We start from the raw sequence: 20,966 nt of genomic DNA, 5'->3' as shown, positions 1-20,966 counted from the left end.
GTCGGTACATGGCTACCGTCCTTCAAAGGACGGCTCCACGACCCCCGCACCGCGACTGCCGTCGGCCGTTGGTCGGCTATGGCGATCGTGGTGTGCTTCCTGACCGGGCTGGCAAGCCACTTCCTGCAGAAGCCGCCGGACTGGCTGCTGCCGCTGCTGCCGCCCCGTCCGGTCTGGGGATACCGACTGTCCCAGGGCCTGCACGTAGCAAGCGGAATCGCCGTGATCCCGCTGCTGATGGCGAAGCTGTGGATTGTGTATCCGCGGCTCTTCCTCTGGCCGCCGGCCCGCTCCGTACTGCACGCCCTGGAGCGGCTGTCGGTGGCGGCGCTGGTGGCGACAGCGGTGTTCCAGGTGTTCAGCGGGCTGCTGAACACCTTCCAGTGGTACCCGTGGCCGTTCTCCTTCGTGCCGGTGCACTTCGCGGTGGCTTGGATGCTGGTGGGTGCGCTGCTGCTGCACGTCGCGGTCAAAGCTCCCCAGATCAGGTCACATTGGACCCGAAGGTCTCCGGGAACGCTGGAGCTTCCGGCTGAGGACGAGCCCGACAGACGCTCGTTCCTGGCAGGGGTCGCGGCGGCCGTCGGCGCGGTCACCCTTGTGACGGTCGGTCAGTCACTCACCCCGCTGAAGCGGTTCGACCTGCTGGCGCCGCGCCACCCGGACCACGGCCGACAGGGACTGCCCGTCAACCGCACAGCCGCCGCGGCCGGACTCGGCACCGGGGTGGCGGTGGATCAGTGGCGCTTGTCGGTAGCTGGGCCCCGACCGTACGAACTCTCGCTGGAGGAACTCCGATCCATGCCCCAGCACACCGTCAGCCTGCCCATCGCGTGCGTTGAAGGCTGGAGCGCATCGGGCGACTGGACGGGCGTGCGGATCCGTGACCTGCTCGACCTGGCCGGGGCGCCGCCGGGCGCGCTGCTGCGTGTGGTGTCCCTGGAGCGGCGCGGGGCCTACCGGATCATGGAGATGGGCCGAGGATACGCACGCGACCCGCTGACGCTGCTCGCGCTGAAGCTCAATGGAGAGGTCCTCTCCCTGGACCATGGTTTCCCGGCCCGTGTCATCGCCCCGAACCGTCCCGGCGTACTCCAGACCAAGTGGGTCACACGGCTGGAGGTCCTCTGATGCGGATCTTCATGGGCGGGATCGGCCTCGTCGTGATGGGATTCGGAGCCTGGCTGCTCTTCGGCACGGGCGACGTGCGGGATCCATGGGACGTGGTGATCTGGCTGGGTGGGGCGATCGTCCTGCACGACGTCCTCATCGCACCCGTGGTTCTGGCGGTGGGTTCTCTGCTGGCAGTACTACCCGGGCGCCCCGTGATCCGAGCGGCCATGATCGTATGCGGCGCACTGACCCTGATCGCGCTCCCACCGCTGCTGCGCCCGGGTGCTCCGGCGAATCCGTCCGCGTTGCCGCTGGACTATGTGGACAACTGGCTGCTGGCCTCAGGTGTCGTCGCTGTCCTGGCCGCCACCGCGCTGATCCTGCCGCGCGCTGTGCGGGCACTGGCCGCGCGGCGGACGCGTCACCGCGAGGAGAGCGACGGGGCCGACAGTGACGACGCCGCCGGAGACGGCAGGCCATAGACCTCCGAGTGCCGTACGGCGCAAGCGGCTTCGCTCACCCGCGGGAGAGTGCCGCGAAAGTGCGACCTGAGACCCTCCATGGTGCCGCGTGGCTCCATCCTGCCTCGGCGGCGCAGCCGAGGAGTGCGGGCAGACCCAACCGGGCCCATGGGAAGACCCCACCGGGGATTCCCTCTCCGTCCACCACCCGGACGTCCACGCGCTCGTCGACATCCGCCGGGTCCACCTCGACTATCAGCAGGCCGGCTGGGGAGACCAGCTGAGCGATTCGGGTCAGCAGCACGAAGGGGTCGCCGCCGATGCCGATGTTGCCGTCGACGAGCAGTGCGGTGCCCCAGCAACCCTCCTGGGGCAGCGGATCGAATACCGATCGGCACAGTGCACTGCCGCCCGAGTCGACGGTGCGCGCGACGGCCACCGGGCTGACGTCGACCCCCAGACTCGGCCGGCCCAGCTCAGCCAGTGCGGACACGAGCCGTCCTGGACCGCAGCCGATGTCCAGGACGGGTCCCCGGCAGCGGTCCAGGACGGTCAGATCCGCCGCGTCAGGGGCCGCGCACCAGCGTTCCACTTCCAGCGGAAGCAGCCAGCCGTCCGGACGGCGCAGGAACAGCGGGCCCCGGCCGGTGCGCAGTGCTCTTGTGTAGGGATCGGCCCGCCAAGCAGTGGCGGGAGTCGATGTCGTGGGCACGGTGGTCGTCATCGAACCCCCGACCCGGTGAGCTGCGCTGCTGCCGCGGAGAAGCGGCTCCTCGGGGTTTGGGCGGCCACTCGCGGCACATCGCCGGGTGTGTCGACGTCCCTCAGTCGGGGAAGCTCGCCCACTGTCAGACCCGCGGTGACCAGTCGGCGACGCAGGACGGCCCCTGTTTCCGCTACGGACATGGGCACGCCCAGCAGCAACTCGGGGTTGGGCTCGGCCAGCCCCAATGCCCAGAATCCGCCGTCCTCGGCGGGCCCGATCGCAGCCCCGCTCCTGGCGAGTTCCAACCCGTGGGCGAGCAGCCGCGGTGTGACTTGCGGGGTGTCCATGCCGACCAGCAGGGCCGTTCCCGAGCAGGACGCGAACGCGGCCGCGAGCCTCTCGTCCAGGCCGCCCGCGACCTGCGGTACGACGTCGATGCCGTCGGGCAACCACGCCCCCGGCACTCCGTCGAGCACGAGAACGCGCCGTCCCGCAGGGGTGGCACGTACCGCCCGTAGAGTGTCGGCCAGAGCGGCCTCGGCCAGCGCAGCCGCCTGCTCGGGCGTGTAGAAGGGGGTGAGCCGCGTTTTCACCCGTCCGGGCACGGGCTGCTTCGCGATGACGAGCAGCGTGCTCATACCGCCTCCTCGAAGGGCGGCGACTCCACCAGCACCGCCCGCATGTCGTGGACCGTCTGCCATGTGCCGCGCCACGTGCCGGTCACCTTCGACCTTCCGGTCCTGGACAGATAGGGCACGTCCAGCTCCGTCACCCGCCAGCCCGCGTCAGCAGCCCGGACGACCATCTGCAGCGGGTAGCCGCTGCGCCGGTCGGTGAGGCAGAGGTCCAGCAGGTTTTCGCGGCGCGCCGCCCTCATCGGGCCGAGGTCCCGGAGCGACAGCCCGGTGCGGCGGCGCAGCATGCGCATCAGGGCCAGATTTCCGGCGCGGGCATGCAGGGGCCAGACACCACGCTCATGCGCAAGGCGCCGACCCAGGACCAGGTCCGCCTCGCCGTCCGCTACCCGTCGCACGAAGTCCGGCAGCAGCAGGGGGTCCAGCGTGGCGTCGCAGTCGCAGAAGCAGACGTACTCCGCCGCAGCGGCCAGCAGCCCCGCGTGACAGGCCGCGCCGAACCCGCGGCGCGGCTCGTACACCACCGTGGCGCCGAGCGAACGTGCGACCTCAGCGGACCCGTCGGTCGAACCGTTGTCGACGACGATCGCCCTCCAACCGGCCGGAATGCGCTCCAGGACCCAAGGCAGTGCCTCGGCCTCGTCGAGGCAGGGCAGAATGACATCCCCCATCGCACTCATCCGTTCGCACCCCTCAGCTCCGCCGTCGCGAACTCCGCCATGCCCGCGGTGAAGCCGACCACCGGCTTCCAACCCAGCTCCGCCCTCAGCCGTCGCGAGTCGGCGGTGATGTGGCGTACGTCGCCGAGCCGGAACTCGCCGGTCACCACCGGTGCGGGACCGCCGCACGCGGCCGCCAGCTCGGCCGCCATCTCTCCGACCGTGTGGGGAGTTCCACTGCCCGTGTTGTACGCGGTCAGCACGCCGGGCTGCCGGTCACCCACTGCCTCCAGCGCCAGCACGTTGGCGCCCGCGACATCCCGCACATGGACGAAGTCCCGCCGCTGGCGCCCGTCCTCGAAGACGCGTGGCGCCTCGCCGCGCTCCAGTGCCGAGCGGAAGAAGGACGCCACGCCGGCGTACGGGGTGTCGCGCGGCATGCCCGGTCCGTACACGTTGTGGTACCGCAGGGCCACGGCCCGGCTGTTCGTCGATCGTGCCCAAGCTGCCGCGAGATGTTCCTGCGCGAGCTTGGTCGTGGCATAGACATTGCGCGGATCGGCCGGGGCGTCCTCGCCCACCAGACCAGGCGTCAGCTCCCGCCCGCAGGTGGGGCACTCGGGCTCGAAGCGGCCGGACTCCAGGGCCGCGCCTGGCCTCGGTCCCGGGCGGACCGCCCCGTGGACCGGACACTCGTAGCGGCCCTCGCCGTACACGACCATCGAGGAGGCCAGCACCAGATCACGGACCCCCGCCTCCGCCATCGCCGCGAGCAGCACCGCGGTGCCCAGGTCATTGCAGGCCACATAGTCGGGCGCCTCGGCGAAGTCCTTGCCGAGGCCGACCATCGCCGCCTGGTGGCAGACGGCGTCGACCTCCTGCAGCGCCCGCACGACTACGCCGCGATCCCGCACGTCCCCTTGGATGCGGTCGGCGCAGGTCGCCATCAAGGGAGGAACCGGATGGACCGAGGGGAGCAGGGCATCCAGGACGACCGGCTCGTGGCCCCGCGTGGTGAGGGCGGCCACGACCTGCGCACCGATGAAGCCTGCGCCTCCAGTGACAAGTACTCGCATGTCGCTGACGCTACGGCGGGATTCGCGTTCTGCCCCTGCCCCACGCCCGGCCGTCACAGGTCCGTAAGGTCTGCCCGGCGGACGCCGGAGCGGGTGGTGACGACAGGGGGGTCGACCAGGCGTCGGGGTTGCCGCGTCCGGGCAACGACGCAGCCTGACAGCCCGCCTGCGCAAGGGATCACGTGACGGACGGCCTCCCGTTCTCGATCGGTACCGCTACAAGAAGCGCAGCACCAAGGCGGGGAAGGGCTCCTCAGAAACGAGCCCCGGAGCCGGCAGCCGATCGTCCCGCCGCATTCGGTGAACGTGCGGGCATCCGCCCCGCCCCGCCCCGCTCGGGTCGACGGTTCGCGTCCGGATTCCCGTCCGGCCGACGGCGCTGCCGCGCCCGGTGCGCGGATACCGGGCGGTCGTGCACGGACGCGGCTCATCGGGAATCCTGTTCGGGCTTTTCCCCCCCAGGCGGTGAGCATGCCTGCCGACAGGTCGGCGCACTCCTCCGACTCCAGGTAGCGGACCGCCCTGTCGATGGCCGCGTCATCGACGAGTCCGGTGGCCAGCATCGCCGCTCTGCTCCGCTCCCAGGTGTCCGCCCAGAAGCGGCTGAGGGCACTGCCCGGCAGGAGCGGGGCACATGGAGCTCGGCCGCGACAGGCGAGAGACCTGCCTGGCGCAGTAGTTGCGGGTATGAAGGTACCCAGGAGACATCGGTGCCGATACCGACCCGCAGCCCCCGCCACATCGCCCGCATGGCTGCCGTGTACGGCGTTCGCGGTGTGTGGCCGCCCGTCAGGTCGACGGCGTCGCTGAGCACCAGCACCCCACCGGGCTCCAAGAGCGCTGCCAGCGAGTCGATCACACGCTCGTGCTCGGGCAGATGCATCAGCACGAACCGCGCGTGGACGAGCCGGAACCGGCCGGGGTCGAAATCCGGGGCGGCGACATCGGCTTCGAGCACGTCGAGCCCGGGTCGCCGGGTCAGGAAGCGGACGTCACGGTCCACGGCGACTACATGCTCCACCCCGGCCTCGTCAAGGAGGCGGCGGGAGACCGTACTCGTGCCGGCGCCCACGTCGAGGCAGCGCCATCCGGGACCGGCCCCGAGTGCCCGCAGCCGTGCCAGGGTGAGGTCGTCGTAGGCGAGGGCCCCGAGGCCGATGCGCGCGCCCCCACCTGCCTCGTCGGGGCGGAAGACGGTCCGACCGTAGCGTCCGTCACCCGTCGGATCCTCCCGCGGAGCAGCGGTCACCTCGCCGCCGTCATGCCACGGAAGACTGCGGCGAGACCGGGACGCGGGACCGGGACGACCGACGAAGGACGAGGGACAAGCGAGGTGGCTACGGGCTTCATGGCCGGGTCTCCTCACACGACAGGGACGGTGCCGAGCGGCAGCGCAGCCGCCGCACGTATTGTCCACCGGCCCTCACGCGCCCCATCCGAGGCGCGCGGAGGCTCTAATGTCTTTGGCCGAGCAGGTACGCTCCGACGATCTGGCAGGAGATCGCCGCAGCGTTCTGCCCGCCGAACGGGTGGCCCCCGGCCTCACTGAAAGAAGGATTGCAGCATGGCGCTCGGCATCGCCGTCATCTTCGGCCTGCTCGTCCTGCTCCCACTGATGGCAACGCTGTCCTACGCGGTCGGGCGCAGAACCTCTACCCGGGTCGGCTGGTGGTGGGCAGCCGTCGGCATGGGCACCCCGACACTCCTGGTCGCATGCTGGCTCATCGCCGCGAACACCGGCACCGCCCCCGAGTCGGAGCCGGACAACTACTTCGTCGGCAACCCCTACGAGCCGGGCACCGAAGCAGCCGCAGACTATGACTTCGGACGGGACCTCGCCACCAAGCTGGTCGACAAGGGCGAGGGCCCCGGATCCGGCATGGCAGACCAGGTGACCCGCTGGTGTACCGAGCAACTGGACCGGGCCGTCGCTGACGGCGAGGAAAAAGTCACTGAGGCGATGGCCCAGGGCTGCATCTCTGCGGCTTAGGTGCTGTCCGGTTTGGCTGCTGTGGCGATGGTCTGACGTCGTTTGCCGGGTGTCTGATGCTGCGCGACCATCTGCGGCCCGGCAACGCCGGGTCGAACACGGTCGCCGACCCACGCCCCGCACGAACACCTCCTGGCCCTGGGTCAGCGCGTTCACCACCGCCTGGAGCCGGATCTCCAGCCTCCCGGCCGTCACCTGACGGCCGGCCCGACCCCGACGAAGAGCAGAACGGAGGACACCAGCACCACCCGGGCCCGTGGAACCCGGCGCAGCCGCAGCGACACGCGACGCACCCTGACCTCTCCAAGAAGACAAACCAGGGTAAACCGATCACCTCACAGAAGCCCGGTCATGGCTGACGGATCGAGGTGAACGTTCAAGGCATCGGTGCCGAACACAGCGCGCGGCACGGTTGCACCCCCATGTACTGGCTTGCGTCCGCCGCTGGGCCACCCCACCCGTCCAGGACGATCCCGAACCGGTCACGTGCGGGCCCTCGGAGAGGTTCACCTGGGACATTACCCGGTTGCCCGGTCCGGCCAAGGCCTTCTGGTTCCACGTCTACGCGATCATCGACATCTTCAGCCGCACACCGTCGTACTCACCGAAACAGCCGAACGGGTCGAGGAACTGCTCCGTGAGGCTGTTTCACGCGACGGTATCGTGCCCCGTATCGTCCATATGCTGGTGTCCTTGGTCCACACAGGAACAACAACCGGCCCCATTGTCCAACCGCTGCCCCGGAGCCCGGATGGGTGAAGACGCTACAGTCCCTGTCACGCTGAGCTCTCTGGTCATTGTGGCCAATGGCTACGTGGATGCCTATCTGTACATGGCTCACGGTGGCGTCTTCGCGGGAGCGCAGACGGGAAATCTGGTCCTGTTCTGTGTCGACCTGGCCCAGCCTCGATCCCACGGATCTCTTACGCACCTGTGGCCCATGATGGCGTTCGTCGCAGGTGTCGTCGTAGCCGAGTCGTTCCGTGGCATCTCGACAAAAGGCAATCGAACTGCCCGCTGTCCGCTGCTGTACGCCCTCGCCCTCGAAACCGCGGTGCTGTCCGTGATCGGACTGGCGCCCGGGGGCATTCCACAGACCGCAGTCACCACATCCATCGGATTCGTCGTCGCGCTCCAGGTCGTCTTCTTCCAGATGGTCAGACCAGCCACCTTCCTCACGGTCGCTATGACCGGGAACCTGACAAGGGTCACCGGCGCGGCGCTGACCGCACGCCGCACCCGGAGCCAGTCCGACCTGCGTCTCGCGGTCTTGTACGCGTCAGTCATCTTGTCTTTCGGCACGGGTGCCGCGATCGGCGCGCTGGTCACTGCCGCTATGGGAACACGGTCGTCACTGGTAGCCGCAGGGCTCTTTGCGGTGTCCTGGGCGTCGCTCCGCGTGATGGGCCCCGGCAAAACGAGATCCTCGGACGGCACCGGCACATGACGAAGCAACCGAGGGTCGGCAACGCACGACCGGCACTATGCCCCTGGCGACCACACACGGTGCCGTCGCCCCTGGAGAGCCACGGAATACGCGACTCCCGGTTGCGCGAGGTCGCCAGTTCTGGCCCCTCCAGTCCAGGTCGTCACTTTCCCCGAGTTTGCGCTGGACGGCCTTTCTGCGCGACACGCCACGGCAGCCCCGAGGCTGCTATGTCGTGTCAAGCTGCGTGAGCGAGTTCTTCTTCGTTGCCGAGTCGGTTCCGGTCGGCGGGCTCAAGGATCCAGAAGATCTGACGGCAGATGACCCGCTTGAGGCATCGCTGCGCGTCACGGGAGGTCTTCCCTTCGGCGAGCTCGCGCCCCTTGGGCCCGTGCCCGAGATGACTGGCCTGAAGGCTCTTGTCCCGCAGGGTGCGGCAGTAGGTGAGGTGGTCCTCGGCGGCTGCGGCGAGTTCGTGCGCGCGCTGGTAGTGGCGCTGGCCGGTGCCGTGTTCGTTCTCGTACATCGTCATCCACCCGGTGAGGTAGGTGAAGTCGGCGACGGCCGCGCGCGTCGCCCGCTGTACCTGCGGGGTGCCGCCGGCCCTCGGGTAGGGGCCGGCGGTGTTGGCGAGGAACGCGGCGGCCATGGGGCGTGAGTGGCCGGGGCAAGGCCGCCGAAGACTGGCCAGAAACAGCACCGGAGGGCTCACCCGCTTGCGTCCGGCGTGGCCTCGTCCGTCCGTTTCTGCACCCCGCGCAGCAGCCGGGCCGCCTGCGCCGGATCCGAGGCGACCAGCGCCGAACGGTGCCGGTGGACCCGCCGGTCCGCCAGTGTTCTCGCCATCTCATCCAGAGCCGGGGCCTGTTCGCCGTTCGCGGCCGGTGTGAGCCGGTCGGCGAGCGCACCGGCCAGCCGTCCCAGTGCCTCGGGCGTGGCCGCCGACAGCGCGAACGGCCGGGGGCCGCCCCCCGTCCCGCTGGCCGCGGGCGGGACGGGGCGCCCTGGACCAGGACGTGGGCGTTGGTGCCACCCACGCCGAAGGAGCTGACAGCCGCGAGCCGTGTGCCGCGCCGGGGCCAGGGTTCGTTGTCCGCGGCGATCCGGAACGGCGATTCCTCCAGCTCCAGCAGCGGGTTGGGGCTGCCGAAGTGGGCGGTGGCCACGAGCTGTCCGTGCTCCATCATCAGCGCGGTCTTGATCAGCCCGGCGACGCCCGCCACCACGCCGGTGTGCCCGATGTTTCCCTTCACCGCGCCCAGCCGACACCAGCCGGTGGCCTTCGAGGCGTCCCGGAACACCTCGGTCAAAGCCTGCACCTCGACCGGGTCGCCGAGTTTGGTCGCCGTGCCGTGCGCCTCGACGTAGTCGATGTCGGCGGGGTCGACGCCCGCCATCCGCTGCGCGGCGCGGATCACCTCGCTCTGCCCGGTGATGGACGGCGCGGTGTACGCCATCTTGTCCGAGCCGTCGTTGTTGACCGCCGTGCCCGCGATCACCGCGGCGATGCGGTTACCGTCGCGCAGCGCGTCCGCGAGCCGCTTGAGCACCACCACGGCGACGCCCTCGCTGGGCACGGTGCCTGCCGCGTTCTCGTCGAACGGCCGGCAGCGGCCATCGGGGGAGAGAATGCCGCCCGGTTCGAAGAGATAACCCCACTCGCCCTCGGGCATCACGGTGACACCGCCCGCCAGGGCCGCGTCGCATTCGCCGCCGACGAGGGCCCGTGCGGCGAGGTGGAGGGCTGTCAACGAGGCCGAGCAGGCCGTCTGGACGGTGAGCGCGGGCCCGCGCAGCCCCAGCTTGTAGGCCACGCGGGTGGCGAGGAAGTCCTTCTCCTGCCCGATGTAGAGGGCAAGTTCGCTCAGGGAGTCGTCCCTGCGAACGCCGACCCGGTCGGCCCCCGCGTACACGCCGACCCGGCCCGGGAACCGGACGGGGTCGAGCGCCGCGTCGTCGAGGGCCGTCGTGGCGCATTCCAGGAACACGCGCTGCTACGGGTCCATCGCCGCCGCCTCGGCGCGGCTGTACCTGAAGAACGCCCAGTCGAACCGCCGGGAGCCGGAGATGACGCCATGGCCGGGACGAAGTTGTCGCGGCGCACGTACTCCGGGTCGGCTCCCCGGGCCAGCAGCTGCTCGGTCGTGCGGCGGCTGATGCCGTCCACGGCGCCCGTGAGCGCTGCCCAGTACTGCCGGACGTCATCGGCGCCCCGTAGCCGGCAGGCCATGCCGACCACGGCCACGGCGTTCTACGTCGACACGGTCACATCCCTCCGGTCCGGCGCGGTGCGGTGGCTGCCGGACCCGGATCGACGTACAGATGATCGAGGCCGACATAGGAGAGGCTGGGTCCCCACACGGCGGCGTCGGCGGCGAGGCGGGCACTCGGGAACCGCTTCGCGAGCCGCCGCAGCAGAACGGCCGCTTCCAGCCGGGCGAGAGGGGCGCCGATGCAGTAGTGCGGTCCATGGCCGAGGACGAGATGCGGCTCCGACCGGCCGGCTCCGGTCCCGGCCCCGTCCGAGCCTGCCCCCGTGACCGGACATCCGCCGCCGGTCGTGCGGTCGTCCGGCCGGTCCCCGTCGGCGAGCAGTCCTTCCCCGGTGAGGCTGACGAGCACGAGGTCGCCCTCCTTCAGGTGCGCGCCTGCCACCTCGTGATCACGGGCGACGACCCGTCCGAGGTGCCGCAGCGGTGGCCGCTGTACGAGCACGGTCTCGACAAGTTCCTCCACAGCGCCAGGCCGCTGCTCGCGGACCGCGTCCCACACGGCCTGATCGCCCAGTGCCGTCAGCACGGTCGAGCCGAGCAGCGACGCGGTCGTCTCCAGGCCGCCGAACAGGTTCATCGCCCAGGTCGCCGTCGTACGGGCCCGGTCCTGCGGTGTGTCGCGGGGGAAGGCCGCCGGGGCGGATGCGCGGGACAGCGCCCGGGTCATCTCCGTCATGGCGCGATGGGCCTCCCTGGCGTGGTCCTGCCGGTACATGGCTCCGATGAACAGGGACAGCGTCCGCGACCAGCGGTGCGGTACCTCCGGCGGCTCGTCGACACCGATCACATCGGCCATGACCGTGCCGGAGATGCCGTCGGCGACCGTCGGCACCACGTCGTGCGGCCGGGCCGCGGCGAGGTCATCGAGGCATGTGTCGACGATCTGCTCGATACGCGGTGCGAGGGAGCGGACGTACGAGGCGGACATCACCCTTTGCACCGGGCGGCGCAGCGCGGTGTGTTCGGGGGCGTCGGCCTGTACGAACCACAGCCGCAGAAACTCGGTGAGTTCGCTGAATTCCTCGCGTGCGGCCTCTGTCATGTAGAGCTGGAAGGAGCGCTCGAAGGTCCCGGAGGTGAAGCCGGGGTGGTTGAGGATCTGCCGGGCCAGCCGCGGATCCGCGACGACCCAGCATTCCAGTCCCTCGTCCCACTCCGGGGGCCGCACGCCGTCGGGAGACGGCGGTGCGAGGGCGGTTGTCGCCGGTGTACGGGTCACCGGCCGGTGGCCTTCTCGACAAGCGCCCGCAGGCCCTCCGGGGTCGGCGAGAGCAGGAAGTCGCGCAGACGCACGCTTACTCCGAGCTGCTCCTTGAGCCTGCGCATCAGCCGAACGACGCCGAGGGAGTTGCCGCCCACCATGAAGAAGTCGGTGTCGGCCACGACGTCTTCGGGCGGCCTGCCGCCTTCGATCACCGCGGCGAACAGCTCGGTGATCTGCTCGGTGAGGTCCGCAACGGCCTTGTGCGGAGCCTCCTGCGCCCCTTCGGTGACAGCTGCCCCCGACCGGCCCGCCTGGGCGGCGGGCACGGCCCCCGCCGCGAGCGCACGCCGGTCCACCTTGCCGTTGGCCGTCACCGGCAGCCGGTCCACGACGGCCCACAGCGTGGGCACCATGTACGCCGGAAGCCGCTCCTGCAGCAGGGCGCGCAGGCCGACCGCGTCGATCCCGGCGCCGGCGGCCAGGACCACCGCAGCCACCAGGCGCTTCTCCGCGCTGTCGCCGTCCGTGACATGGACGACGGCGTCCTGCACTTCCGGGTGGGCGGTCAGGGCGTCGCTGATCGCGCTGAGTTCGACCCGGTAGCCGCGCAGCTTGACCTGGTCGTCGGCCCGGCCGAGGAAGCACGGCCGGCCGAGGCTGTCGATCCGAACGACATCGCCCGTGCGGTAGAGGCGTTCGGGCACATCGGGGGAGAAGACCCGAACGAGCGTGCGGTCCCGGTGTCGTCGCCGAAGTAGCCGTCGGCCAGTCCTGCGCCTCCCGCATACAGCTCGCCGACCGCGCCAGGCGGCACCACTCTGCGGCGCTCGTCGAGCACGTACACCCGGGTGCCGGGCACCGGCCGGCCGATCGGCAGGGGGCCGTCGACGTCCTCCGGCCGCCGAGCCGAGTGCGTGGTGGTGAAGGTGGTGTTCTCGGTCGGCCCGTAGCCGTTGGTGATGATCAGGCCAGGGTGACGGGCGAGCGCGCGCGCCGTGTGCTCGTGCGGCACCACGTCACCGCCGGTCAGCAACTGCCGCAGCCCGGCGAGTGAGTCCGGGGCGAACTCCTCGACAAGCCGGAACAGGCCCGCGGTGAGCCAGGCGACGGTGACCTCGCGCTCGCGCAGGAACGCTCCGAGTTCCGAGGGCGATGCCAGACCGGCCGGGTGCACCTCCAGGGTGGCTCCGGTCAGCAGTGCCCCCCAAAGTTCCAGAGTCGAGGCGTCGAAGGCCAGCGGCGAGAGCCGCAGCATCCGCGCGCCGTGGCCGAGTCGCACATACTCCGCCTCGTGGACAAGGCGGATCACGGCGCGGTGCGGAATCGATACGCCCTTGGGCTCACCGGTCGACCCCGAGGTGAAGGCCAGGTATCCCTGCCGAGCGGAGTCCTCCGGCGGGAACGGAACGGATTCCCGCGGCGGCGGCACCGTCCGACCAGCACGGTTCCCATGTCGCCACGGGGGCGGCGCCCAGCCCGGCGAGGCGGCTCGCGGCGCTCCCGGGCACCGGGCCGACGAGCGCGGCGGCCGGTTCGGCACGCGCCACGATCTTCGCGAGATGGCTGTCCGTCCCGCTCAGTTCCACACCGACATATGCGGCGCCCGCCCACTGCACACCGAGGACGGCCACAACCTCGGCGACCGAGCGGTCCACGCCGACGAGCACGCGGTCACCCGGCCGGACACCGGCCGCGCTGAGCAGGCGAGCCTGCTCGGCTGCCGCGTCCGCGAGCTGAGCGTAGGTCAGTTCGGACGCCTCGTCGCGTACGGCGACGGCGTCCGGCGTCCGGGCGGCCGTCTCCCGGAAGAGCGCGTCGAGCGAGGTGTCCGGGAAGTCCCGGCGCGTCTCGTTGATCGCGTCGAGCCGCAGGCGGCCCTCGGGGGAGATGCCGCGCACATCCTCCAGCCGGGCGGCCGGGTCCGCCACGAGCTCATCGACGGTGGCGCGGAAGTCGGCGAGCCAGGACCACGGCCTCGCGGCCCTGAGGGTGCGAGAAGTGGAGAAAGCGGTAGGCCGGCGCGGTCGACAACTCGAAGGGCAAGCGCCCCTGTTCGGCGCCGACCCGTCGTACGAAGGCGTGAAAACCGTCCACGGGGCCGTCGTGGGTGAAGGCCGTCACATCCGGCGCGTGGGCGGGCGGTACCTCGCGCACGACGTCGTCTCCGGACTCGCGGAAGACGGTTCTCAGGCCTTCGTGGCGGGCCACGGTCTCGGCCAGGGCCTTCGTGAGCTTCTCCCGGTCCAGTCGGCCGTCCTCGACGAAGCAGCTGAAGACCAGGTTGTAGGGGGAGCCGCCGGCCACCCGCTCGATGAGCCACATTCCGCGCTGCGCGGGGGAGACGGCACTGTCGTCGCCGGCGCCGTTGCGCTCGCCGGCCCCTTTCGCGGTATGCGTGGCACCACCCGTGGCACCCGCCTCCACGGGCGCGGCGCCGGCGAGTACATCGGCGAGGGGCTCGCCGCCCAGTAGCGCCTTCACCGCGACGCGAAGGCCCAGCTGCTCCTCGATCAGCGCCGCCAGCCGCATGGCGCGCAGTGAGTCCCCGCCCAGTGCGATGAAGGTCTGCGAGACGAAGGTCGCCGGGTCCGTCGCTGCGCCGAGAACGGACGCCGCGAGTTCTTCGCGGGTCATCAGACGGCCTCGTCGGCCGTGCGGCGGTTGCGGGCGGCGTCGAGCAGGCCGGCGTCCCTCGTGCCGACAGCGGCCGGAGCGGGCGCCGATGAGGGCGCCGCGAGAAGCTCGGCCTGGCCGTTCACGGTGGCCGAGCGGAAGAGGTCGACGGTGCGCAGCCCCCGCCCGGAGGCCTGGCTCAGCCGCTCGACGAGCAGGACGAGCAGCAGGGAGTCGCCGCCCGATTCGAAGAAGCTGACGTCGTCGTCGACCTCGTCGGTACCCAAGACCTCGCGCCAGATGGACCGTACGAGTTCGAGCCGCTCGGCCGGGTCGTCGAGGGCGATCGCGTCGATGGACTGTTCGAGCACGGTTTCCTCCGGGGAAGTGGCAAGGTCCGCGGCACTGCGCCGCAGATCCATCAGGAAGGCGGCGACAGCGGCGTGGTCGGTGACGTCCGCCGGGTAGTCCAGCGAGAGTTCCAGCCTGCGTCCCTGGGGGCTGTCGGCGATGCGGACGAATGCCGCGAGGCCGTACTTGATGTACAGCGGGTCGAGCGGACGGAGCCGGCCGGTGACACCGGGCGCGAGCCGGGGGTTGTGCGGCGCGTCGTCCAGATTGAGGAGGACGGGGGTCAGCGGTGGCCAGAGCGCGTTGCGGTCGGGGTTGAGCTCGGCCGAGATGGCGTCCAGCGGCACGTCACTGTCCATGAACGCCTCCATGCTGCCGGTCCGCGCCTTGCTCAGCAGTGCGCGCCAGGTCGTGTCCGTGTCGAGGGAGACGCGCAGGACGACCGTCGTGATGAACATGCCGATGACATCGGCGGCCTCGGGATGGTCACGCCCGGGCCAGGCGAAGGCGATCAGGAAGTCCCGCTGGTCGCTGCTGCGGGCCAGGGTCCCGGCCAGCAGGCGACCCCCAGCATGAAGGTGGTGCAGCCTTCCGCCGCCGCGACGGCCAGTGCCTCGGCCGTCCGTTCGGCGTCGAGGCGGGTGGTGGCGCTGGCGCCCAGGAATGACGTTTCTTCCCCGGCGGCGCGATCGAAGGGCAGCCGTACGTCGGTGGGAGCGCCGCGCAGCCGTTCGACCACTTCCTGGACCTGGGCGGCTGTCTCCTCGTCGGAGCGGGTGGAGACTATCGAGGCCGGATGCGGAGGGCTGCTCAACTCCGGTTCCGTTCCGGCGAGTCCGGCCCGGTAGATGGCGAAGATCTCTTCCAGGAGCATGGTGCGCGACGGACCGTCGAAGACGATGTGGTGCGAAGTGAGTACGAGGAGCGTGCGTTCGGCGTCCATCCGGATGATCTCGGCCCTGGCGGGTGCCTCGGTGGCCAGGTCGAAGGGGGTGGAGCACAGGGCTTTGACGAGGCGGTCGATCTCCTCCTCGCTCCGGCCTTCGGCCGCCGCGTCGAGGAAACCCGCAACGGCCGGGGACTCGTGGCTGCTGTACTCGACGCGCCGACGCTTCACGTCGAGCCGGAACCTGGCCCGTAGCGACGGGTGCCTGGCGAGCGCGCCCGGTCGCGGCCACGAGCAGCGCGTGGTTCACCGGGCCGGCGAACTCGACGACGGAAGGAACGAGTTGAGTCGGCCTCAGAAGCTCATCGCGATCCAGTGCCCAGAGTCCTTGCTGCATACGTGTCACGGGGTACCAAACGGCATCTTCCAATGATGTATCGGACAGCAAGAGAGAATCCCCCGAAGACTCACTTGGATAATAGAACCAGGAATGCAAATTCCCGTGTCGCGCCTTATTTCGAAACCATTGGGAACAGGAAAGTAAGTCCTGTCAACGGCCGGACAGTATCTCCGACCAACGGCTGAATGGCGCTAGCTGCCTGTCAATCGGCGTGTCAAGGGTGATCTTGTTCGGGTTGCGAATGCCGCTCGGACCAGCCGATTAGTGTTTCAGGCCACCTGGCTCAAAAGCGCCCATAGACCGGAAGTCGCGGTTCAAGCCCTGACGCACGTCCGAATCGTAGCGGTCCGGAAAAGTGATTGGTTCACGTTCCGGCAGTCGTCCTGTACGTTGTCCTGCGGCATGCCTCCAATCGAAATGAAGAAGGGGTCGCCCCGCACTCGGACGAAAGGACGACGAAAGCCTTGAAAGTCCACGACGCCGCGATTTCCGGATGCCCGGTCCACCCGGGACCGACCGACCTCGTCGACCCTCTGCTCTACAGCGATGGTGACGCGCACGCCGTCTGGCGGCGCATGCGGGATCTGAACACGCTGACCCGTCAGGAGGTGGACGACAGACGCGGGTTCTGGAACATCGTCGGCTTCGACGACGCCGAGCGAGTCCTCCGCGACACCGCGACCTTCACCTCGGAGCGCGGCACCATGCTCGACCTCCTGGGCACGGACGACCCGGCGGGAGGCAAGCAACTGGCCGTCACCGACCCGCCCCGGCACACCGAGATGCAGACTCGCCTGAAGAAGGCCCTCGCGGTCAAGGCCGTGGAGCGCCAGAAGGACATGATCAGGCCCCTGGTCCTGGACCTCATCATGCCGCTCACGGACGGCGGGAGCTTCGACTTCGCCGAGGCCATGCTGGCGATGCCGATGTCCGTGACCGGTACGATGATGGGCTTGCCCAAAGCGGACTGGCCCTGGCTCAGCCGGCTCACCACGGTGTGCATCGCCGCGGACGGCCCGGAGTACCAGGATCAGGGCGGCAGGGACGCCACCCTGGAGCGGGCGCACCGCGAGCTTTTCGCATACTTCCAGGACCTGATGCGGTTCCGCCGGAACGACCTCGGTGACGACCTGCTGAGTGTGCTGATCTCCACTGAGTTCGAAGGCCGCCACATGGACCCCGGGGAGATCGTGGCGAACTGCTACAGCCTGCTGCTCGGCGCGAACGTCACCACCCCGCACTCACCGAACTACGTCATGGCCGAGTTCATCGACAGCGGAGTGCTGGAGGACTGGGCCGCTCACCCGGAGGTCAATGCCACCGCCGTCGAGGAAACCCTGCGCTGGGCGTCTCCCGTGAACCACTTCCTGCGCTACGCGACGCGCGACGTCGAGGTCCGTGACACGCTCGTCTCCGCGGGCGACGCGGTGGTGGTCTGGCTCGGCTCGGCCAACCGGGACGAGACCGTCTTCCCGGACGCGATGTCCTTCGACATCCGCCGCAAGCCCAACAAGCACGTGGCGTTCGGCATCGGCCCGCACTACTGCATCGGCCACAGCGGCGCCCGGGTCACGCTGCGGATCCTCTTCGAGGAACTCCTCGGCCGGTTCGACGACTTCCGGCCGGCGGGCAAGCCCGAGCGGCTGGCCTCGAACTTCGTCTCCGGCTACAAGCACGTACCGATCACTGCCCGGCCCCGTGCCGGTGTACGGCGGCCGGGGTGACCTCTGTCATGCCCGCAACCCCGCCGGACACCCCGTGGCTGCGCCGCTTCCACCCTGCGGAGCCCGGTGCCCTGCGGCTCTTCTGCTTCCCGCACGCAGGCGGCAACGCCTCGTACTACTTTCCTTTCTCGGCCATGCTCGCGCCAGGGACCGAGATGCTGGCCGTCCAGTACCCGGGCCGCCAGGAGCGGTTCAACGAACCCTGTATCGAGAGCATGACCGAGCTGGCCGACGTCATCGCCGCCGAACTGGCCGACTGGACCCATGAGCCCTTCGCCTTCTTCGGGCACAGCATGGGAGCCACGCTCGCCTTCGAGGTGGCCTGTCGGCTCCGGGCCGAAGGCGCCGAGGTGTCCGCCCTGTTCGTGTCCGGGCGCCGCGCCCCGTCGATTCCCGCGCCGGGCTCGGTGCACCTCGCGACCGACGAGCAGCTCATCGCCGATATGAAGCTCCTCGGGGGTACGGACACGCGGATGCTGGACAATCCGGACCTGCTCGCCGCCATCCTCCCCGCCGTGCGCAGCGACTACGTCGCCACCGAGACCTACCGCTACCGGGGAGCTCCCCGTCTCGACTGCCCGATCACCGCGTTCATCGGGGACGTCGACCCACGCGTGGACGCGGCGATGGCCCGGGCCTGGGCCGATCACACGACCGGCCCGTTCCGACTGCGGGTCCTCAGCGGCGGTCATTTCTTTCTGGTTCCCCATCTCGGCACCCTCGTGGAGGCCATCACCACTTCCGTAGCGGGTGAACAAAAGGCTCACCTGGACGCATCAGTTCCGCATACCGTCGGTACCCCCTGAAGAGGACTCCCTCATGAAATACCGCGTTATTGGCAGCGACCCGGCCACCCGCCGTGAGGTGAGTGTGCTGAGCCTCGGCTCGATGCTCTTCGGAACGGTGACCGACGAGGCGACCTCGTTCGCCGTTCTCGACCGTTTCGTCGAGGCGGGCGGCACGTTCATCGACACGTCCAACAACTACGCGTTCTGGGTCAACACGACACAGGGCGGCGAAAGTGAGGAACTGCTCGGCCGCTGGATCCGCACCCGGGGAATCGGCGACGAGATCACGATCGCCACGAAACTCGGCGCCCGCCCGAACGCTCCGACGAACGGATTCAGCCTCGACATCGAGGGCCTTTCGACCAAAGTCATTCGTGAATCCGCCGAGCGCAGCCGGGACCGACTCGGCATCGAGCGCATCCACCTCCTGTACGCGCACGTCATGGATGAGAAAACCCCGCTCGAGGAGACCGTCGAGGCATTCGGCGAGATCGTCGGCGACGGGATCGCCGGCCTGCTGGGCGCGAGCAACCACTGGGCATGGCGGGTGGAGCGCGCCCGCACGCTGGCCGCCGAGGCGGGGGTGCCCGGCTATGAGGTGCTCCAGCACCACCACAGCTACCTGCGCCAGCGCATGGACGTACCGAGCCTGCGGTCACCCGACGGCAATCAAGGCCTCGTCGGCGGCGACCTGCTGAGCTATGTGCGGGCCAACCCTGAGCTCACCCAGGTTGCCTACTCCCCGTTGCTGTCCGGTGCGTACGTCCGTGAGGACAAGCCGCTGGGGCCGGGCTTCGAGCACGCGGGCACGCCCGCGAGGCAGGAGGCGGTGAAGGCGGTGGCCGATGAGACGGGCGCGACCGTCAACCAGGTGGTTCTCTCCTGGCTGATGGGAGGCGACATCCCCATCCTTCCGCTGGTCGGCGCGTCCTCGATCGCGCAGCTGGACGAGAGCCTTGACGCCGTGGACCTCGAACTGACCGAAGAGCAGCGGGCGAAGCTCGATTCCGTGAACTGAGCCGACGGCCATGGTCGGCCGAACGGCGATGGCCGCTCCGGTACGTTCCGGAGCTGGTCGTCGCCGGATCCGCGTGTCCGGGCTCGTCCGCACCCGCACGCTCGCCGCGTCGTCGTGGGGCGCCGAGGCTCCGCGTGGGCTCCTTCATCCACCGTGCTACCGGACGCACCCGACCCGCTCACCGATACGACCTGATCCGGAGGCACGCTGAGTATGGGGACATCGACCGAGAAGGAACGGCTGACACGGATACGCGACGCCGCCGATGACGCCCTTGCTGCACGTGCGGCCTATGAAGCGGCGCTGGACAACCTGGACCAGTCTCTGGCGGTGCCTTCCGGTGAGGGTCCCCGCGAAGGATCAGGCGCCTTGGAGCCCTCGCGGGCTGGCGTGCCGTCCGAGGCCGGGACCCATGCCGGGCCGACGCGTGCCAGCGGGGTGATCGGCGGTTCGAACGAAGTCTGACTTTCGCCCAGCTCAGGGACAGGTGCTGAATACGCCCAGCCTTCGTCGGCAGGAGTTCGGCAGAGCGCCACTCCTGCCGAGTCAGAGGTCCGGGCTGAAGGCGTCTGTGCCAGGGGTCCATCCCGACGTCTATCGCCTCACCGAAGAGGGCGGCTGTCCGTTTCCCACCTGCCCGCATATCGGTGGGGGATAGAAGATGCGTGCCTGGACCACCGCAGGGATGAGCCTTCACGGACAGACGGGCTGCGCGCCTGGGGCTCGGCTGGGTCGGTGGTGGGTGTCGGCTCGCGAACGGTGGAGATGCCCAGCAGGTCGCGGTGCAGGGCCACGATGTCCCGGTGCCACGAATGCGAGAGCAGCCGTGTATCCGGCGGCCGTTGTGGGGAACTCGGCATCGGCGAGCTGGCCGCCGTGGTCGGTCACCCCGGCGACGTGGAGGGTGTCGGCGTGGGAGTCCACCCCGCCGATCACCACGGGTTCAGCGGCTGCCTCGGTGTCCGTTCCTGTCATGCCGGAGATGCCTTCCTGACCGGAGGTGGCTCCGGCCGGGCGGGGCAGACAGGACAGCGACGGGGCCTCTGGCCAGGCTCCCATGAGGTCATGATCCACCCGGCCGGGGCCTCGGGAACGGTCCCCGGCAAGCCGGACAGACCAAGGCGAATGCGCTCCAGGTCGCCGATGACGCGTGCGGAGGCCAGGGGACGTTGGGCGCGGGGGAGGCTGTGGCCGGGCAGCCAGGACGCCGGCCGGGGGGTGCCGGGCGGCGGGTCCTGGCCCAGGGCTTCGTCGGTGAGGCCCGCCCAGATGTACTCGGCGACGTCGCCATCGACGTAGAGCACCGCGGGTGCTGCAGTGGGGAGTTGGGTGCGGGTGGCGATGAGGGCCTGGTCGACGATGTCCCCGGCGGCGCGTGCCTGGAGTGTCTCGTCCGCGGCGGCGCGGTATCCGCTGACGTCCCAGGCGAGGTCGGCGGCGTGCAGCGCGGTGGTGGCCGGGCTGTGGGGCTGCCACTGCCCGGCCTGGGGACTGTAGGCCCAGACCTGCCAGGGGCGTCCCTTCCGCCGGTGGGGCGCATGGCAGTGAGGGTTGCGGTGATCGGTGCCGGTTCGGTGGTGCGGCGCTTGCCGGGCGTGCGGCGCTGGGCGTGGAGGCGGACGTGGATGCCGATGTGCCACCAG

21 protein-coding genes and 3 pseudogenes are annotated in these 20,966 nt (G+C 70.0%); 7 read left to right on the top strand and 17 right to left on the bottom strand.

Annotation, left to right across the window (positions count from 1 at the left end; all coding sequences use genetic code 11):
* Positions 1-78 precede the first annotated feature (78 nt).
* Both V1460_RS18230 and V1460_RS18225 read left to right on the top strand, forming a co-directional pair.
* A complete protein-coding gene (locus tag V1460_RS18230) occupies positions 79-1,131 on the top strand; it encodes a molybdopterin-dependent oxidoreductase (RefSeq protein WP_338674711.1) in 1,053 nt (350 codons plus the stop codon).
* Positions 1,131-1,595, top strand: a complete 465-nt coding sequence (locus V1460_RS18225) for a hypothetical protein (RefSeq protein ID WP_338674710.1) — start codon at positions 1,131-1,133, stop codon at positions 1,593-1,595. The genes V1460_RS18230 and V1460_RS18225 overlap by 1 nt, the downstream gene beginning before the upstream one ends.
* A 34-nt stretch (positions 1,596-1,629) precedes the next feature.
* Here the strand turns inward: V1460_RS18225 and V1460_RS18220 are convergent, their stop codons facing one another.
* The 5 genes and pseudogenes from V1460_RS18220 to V1460_RS18200 all read right to left on the bottom strand — a co-directional run.
* Entirely contained in the window at positions 1,630-2,298 is a 669-nt protein-coding gene (locus tag V1460_RS18220; protein WP_338674709.1) for a methyltransferase domain-containing protein, read from the bottom strand.
* Entirely contained in the window at positions 2,295-2,918 is a 624-nt protein-coding gene (locus V1460_RS18215) for a TIGR04282 family arsenosugar biosynthesis glycosyltransferase (protein WP_338674708.1), read from the bottom strand. The genes V1460_RS18220 and V1460_RS18215 overlap by 4 nt, the downstream gene beginning before the upstream one ends.
* A complete protein-coding gene (locus V1460_RS18210; protein WP_338674707.1) occupies positions 2,915-3,595 on the bottom strand; it encodes a glycosyltransferase family 2 protein in 681 nt (226 codons plus the stop codon). Before V1460_RS18210 ends, V1460_RS18215 begins: the two co-directional genes overlap by 4 nt.
* Entirely contained in the window at positions 3,592-4,650 is a 1,059-nt protein-coding gene (locus tag V1460_RS18205; protein WP_338674706.1) for an NAD-dependent epimerase/dehydratase family protein, read from the bottom strand. Before V1460_RS18205 ends, V1460_RS18210 begins: the two co-directional genes overlap by 4 nt.
* A gap of 443 nt (positions 4,651-5,093) precedes the next feature.
* Positions 5,094-5,899 (bottom strand): annotated as a pseudogene (locus V1460_RS18200) (class I SAM-dependent methyltransferase); the annotation flags it as partial.
* 315 nt (positions 5,900-6,214) lie between these two features.
* On the opposite strand from V1460_RS18200, the gene V1460_RS18195 reads away from it, so the two are divergent.
* The gene (locus V1460_RS18195; RefSeq protein ID WP_338674705.1) at positions 6,215-6,640 is read left to right on the top strand and encodes a hypothetical protein; all 426 of its coding nucleotides are present in this window, start codon (positions 6,215-6,217) and stop codon (positions 6,638-6,640) included.
* Between the two features lie 751 nt (positions 6,641-7,391).
* Positions 7,392-8,087, top strand: a complete 696-nt coding sequence (locus V1460_RS18190) for a YoaK family protein (protein WP_338674704.1) — start codon at positions 7,392-7,394, stop codon at positions 8,085-8,087.
* Between the two features lie 343 nt (positions 8,088-8,430).
* Here the strand turns inward: V1460_RS18190 and V1460_RS18185 are convergent.
* The 10 genes and pseudogenes from V1460_RS18185 to V1460_RS18140 all read right to left on the bottom strand — a co-directional run.
* Positions 8,431-8,730 (bottom strand): annotated as a pseudogene (locus V1460_RS18185) (hypothetical protein); the annotation flags it as partial.
* Between the two features lie 373 nt (positions 8,731-9,103).
* Positions 9,104-10,048: pseudogene (locus V1460_RS18180) on the bottom strand (polyketide synthase); the annotation flags it as partial.
* Positions 9,931-10,296 (bottom strand): hypothetical protein, encoded by a 366-nt coding sequence (locus V1460_RS18175; RefSeq protein WP_338678091.1) that lies wholly within the window; start codon positions 10,294-10,296, stop codon positions 9,931-9,933. The gene V1460_RS18175 and the pseudogene V1460_RS18180, both read right to left, overlap by 118 nt.
* Before the next feature lie 35 nt (positions 10,297-10,331).
* Positions 10,332-11,558 carry a cytochrome P450 gene (locus V1460_RS18170; RefSeq protein WP_338674703.1) on the bottom strand — a complete coding sequence of 409 codons (1,227 nt, stop codon included), beginning with the start codon at positions 11,556-11,558 and terminating at the stop codon, positions 10,332-10,334.
* The gene (locus V1460_RS18165; protein WP_338674702.1) at positions 11,555-12,094 is read right to left on the bottom strand and encodes a phosphopantetheine-binding protein; all 540 of its coding nucleotides are present in this window, start codon (positions 12,092-12,094) and stop codon (positions 11,555-11,557) included. The genes V1460_RS18170 and V1460_RS18165 overlap by 4 nt, the downstream gene beginning before the upstream one ends.
* Positions 12,095-12,108: 14 nt before the next feature.
* The gene (locus V1460_RS18160; protein WP_338674701.1) at positions 12,109-12,972 is read right to left on the bottom strand and encodes an AMP-binding protein; all 864 of its coding nucleotides are present in this window, start codon (positions 12,970-12,972) and stop codon (positions 12,109-12,111) included.
* A complete protein-coding gene (locus tag V1460_RS18155; RefSeq protein ID WP_338674700.1) occupies positions 12,884-13,471 on the bottom strand; it encodes an AMP-binding protein in 588 nt (195 codons plus the stop codon). Before V1460_RS18155 ends, V1460_RS18160 begins: the two co-directional genes overlap by 89 nt.
* A 4-nt stretch (positions 13,472-13,475) precedes the next feature.
* A complete protein-coding gene (locus V1460_RS18150) occupies positions 13,476-14,177 on the bottom strand; it encodes a condensation domain-containing protein (RefSeq protein ID WP_338674699.1) in 702 nt (233 codons plus the stop codon).
* Positions 14,177-15,019 carry a phosphopantetheine-binding protein gene (locus V1460_RS18145; RefSeq protein WP_338678090.1) on the bottom strand — a complete coding sequence of 281 codons (843 nt, stop codon included), beginning with the start codon at positions 15,017-15,019 and terminating at the stop codon, positions 14,177-14,179. Before V1460_RS18145 ends, V1460_RS18150 begins: the two co-directional genes overlap by 1 nt.
* Positions 15,019-15,624, bottom strand: a complete 606-nt coding sequence (locus tag V1460_RS18140) for a condensation domain-containing protein (RefSeq protein ID WP_338674698.1) — start codon at positions 15,622-15,624, stop codon at positions 15,019-15,021. The genes V1460_RS18145 and V1460_RS18140 overlap by 1 nt, the downstream gene beginning before the upstream one ends.
* A 633-nt stretch (positions 15,625-16,257) precedes the next feature.
* On the opposite strand from V1460_RS18140, the gene V1460_RS18135 reads away from it, so the two are divergent.
* Genes V1460_RS18135 through V1460_RS18125 form a run of 3 tightly spaced genes read left to right on the top strand, consistent with a single transcriptional unit; the run spans position 16,258 to position 19,323 of the window.
* On the top strand, positions 16,258-17,517 hold the full coding sequence (locus tag V1460_RS18135; RefSeq protein WP_338674697.1) for a cytochrome P450: 1,260 nt from the start codon (positions 16,258-16,260) through the stop codon (positions 17,515-17,517).
* 8 nt (positions 17,518-17,525) lie between these two features.
* Positions 17,526-18,323 (top strand): alpha/beta fold hydrolase, encoded by a 798-nt coding sequence (locus tag V1460_RS18130; protein WP_338674696.1) that lies wholly within the window; start codon positions 17,526-17,528, stop codon positions 18,321-18,323.
* A gap of 13 nt (positions 18,324-18,336) precedes the next feature.
* The gene (locus tag V1460_RS18125) at positions 18,337-19,323 is read left to right on the top strand and encodes an aldo/keto reductase (protein ID WP_338674695.1); all 987 of its coding nucleotides are present in this window, start codon (positions 18,337-18,339) and stop codon (positions 19,321-19,323) included.
* A gap of 693 nt (positions 19,324-20,016) precedes the next feature.
* Here V1460_RS18125 and V1460_RS18120 read toward each other — a convergent pair.
* Together V1460_RS18120 and V1460_RS18115 are read right to left on the bottom strand one after the other, a co-directional pair.
* Positions 20,017-20,298: a hypothetical protein gene (locus V1460_RS18120; RefSeq protein WP_338674694.1), complete on the bottom strand. Its 282-nt coding sequence runs from the start codon at positions 20,296-20,298 to the stop codon at positions 20,017-20,019.
* Positions 20,295-20,963 carry an RNaseH domain-containing protein gene (locus V1460_RS18115; RefSeq protein ID WP_338674693.1) on the bottom strand — a complete coding sequence of 223 codons (669 nt, stop codon included), beginning with the start codon at positions 20,961-20,963 and terminating at the stop codon, positions 20,295-20,297. Before V1460_RS18115 ends, V1460_RS18120 begins: the two co-directional genes overlap by 4 nt.
* Positions 20,964-20,966 lie beyond the last annotated feature (3 nt).

Origin of the sequence: Streptomyces sp. SCSIO 30461 (assembly GCF_037023745.1) — a bacterium.
GTDB lineage: Bacteria > Actinomycetota > Actinomycetes > Streptomycetales > Streptomycetaceae > Streptomyces.
This window is presented reverse-complemented; position numbering and strand designations above follow the sequence as displayed.

What these genes read in the sequence shown, in the direction of transcription:
- V1460_RS18150 (WP_338674699.1), bottom strand. Translation starts at nt 14,177, where the DNA reads ATGACCCGCGAAGAACTCGCGGCGTCCGTTCTCGGCGCAGCGACGGAC.
- V1460_RS18130 (WP_338674696.1), top strand. Translation starts at nt 17,526, where the DNA reads ATGCCCGCAACCCCGCCGGACACCCCGTGGCTGCGCCGCTTCCACCCT.
- V1460_RS18230 (WP_338674711.1), top strand. Translation starts at nt 79, where the DNA reads ATGGCGATCGTGGTGTGCTTCCTGACCGGGCTGGCAAGCCACTTCCTG.
- V1460_RS18205 (WP_338674706.1), bottom strand. Translation starts at nt 4,650, where the DNA reads ATGCGAGTACTTGTCACTGGAGGCGCAGGCTTCATCGGTGCGCAGGTC.
- V1460_RS18120 (WP_338674694.1), bottom strand. Translation starts at nt 20,298, where the DNA reads ATGACAGGAACGGACACCGAGGCAGCCGCTGAACCCGTGGTGATCGGC.
- V1460_RS18215 (WP_338674708.1), bottom strand. Translation starts at nt 2,918, where the DNA reads ATGAGCACGCTGCTCGTCATCGCGAAGCAGCCCGTGCCCGGACGGGTG.
- V1460_RS18225 (WP_338674710.1), top strand. Translation starts at nt 1,131, where the DNA reads ATGCGGATCTTCATGGGCGGGATCGGCCTCGTCGTGATGGGATTCGGA.
- V1460_RS18210 (WP_338674707.1), bottom strand. Translation starts at nt 3,595, where the DNA reads ATGAGTGCGATGGGGGATGTCATTCTGCCCTGCCTCGACGAGGCCGAG.
- V1460_RS18125 (WP_338674695.1), top strand. Translation starts at nt 18,337, where the DNA reads ATGAAATACCGCGTTATTGGCAGCGACCCGGCCACCCGCCGTGAGGTG.
- V1460_RS18190 (WP_338674704.1), top strand. Translation starts at nt 7,392, where the DNA reads ATGGGTGAAGACGCTACAGTCCCTGTCACGCTGAGCTCTCTGGTCATT.
- V1460_RS18195 (WP_338674705.1), top strand. Translation starts at nt 6,215, where the DNA reads ATGGCGCTCGGCATCGCCGTCATCTTCGGCCTGCTCGTCCTGCTCCCA.
- V1460_RS18175 (WP_338678091.1), bottom strand. Translation starts at nt 10,296, where the DNA reads ATGGCCTGCCGGCTACGGGGCGCCGATGACGTCCGGCAGTACTGGGCA.
- V1460_RS18220 (WP_338674709.1), bottom strand. Translation starts at nt 2,298, where the DNA reads ATGACGACCACCGTGCCCACGACATCGACTCCCGCCACTGCTTGGCGG.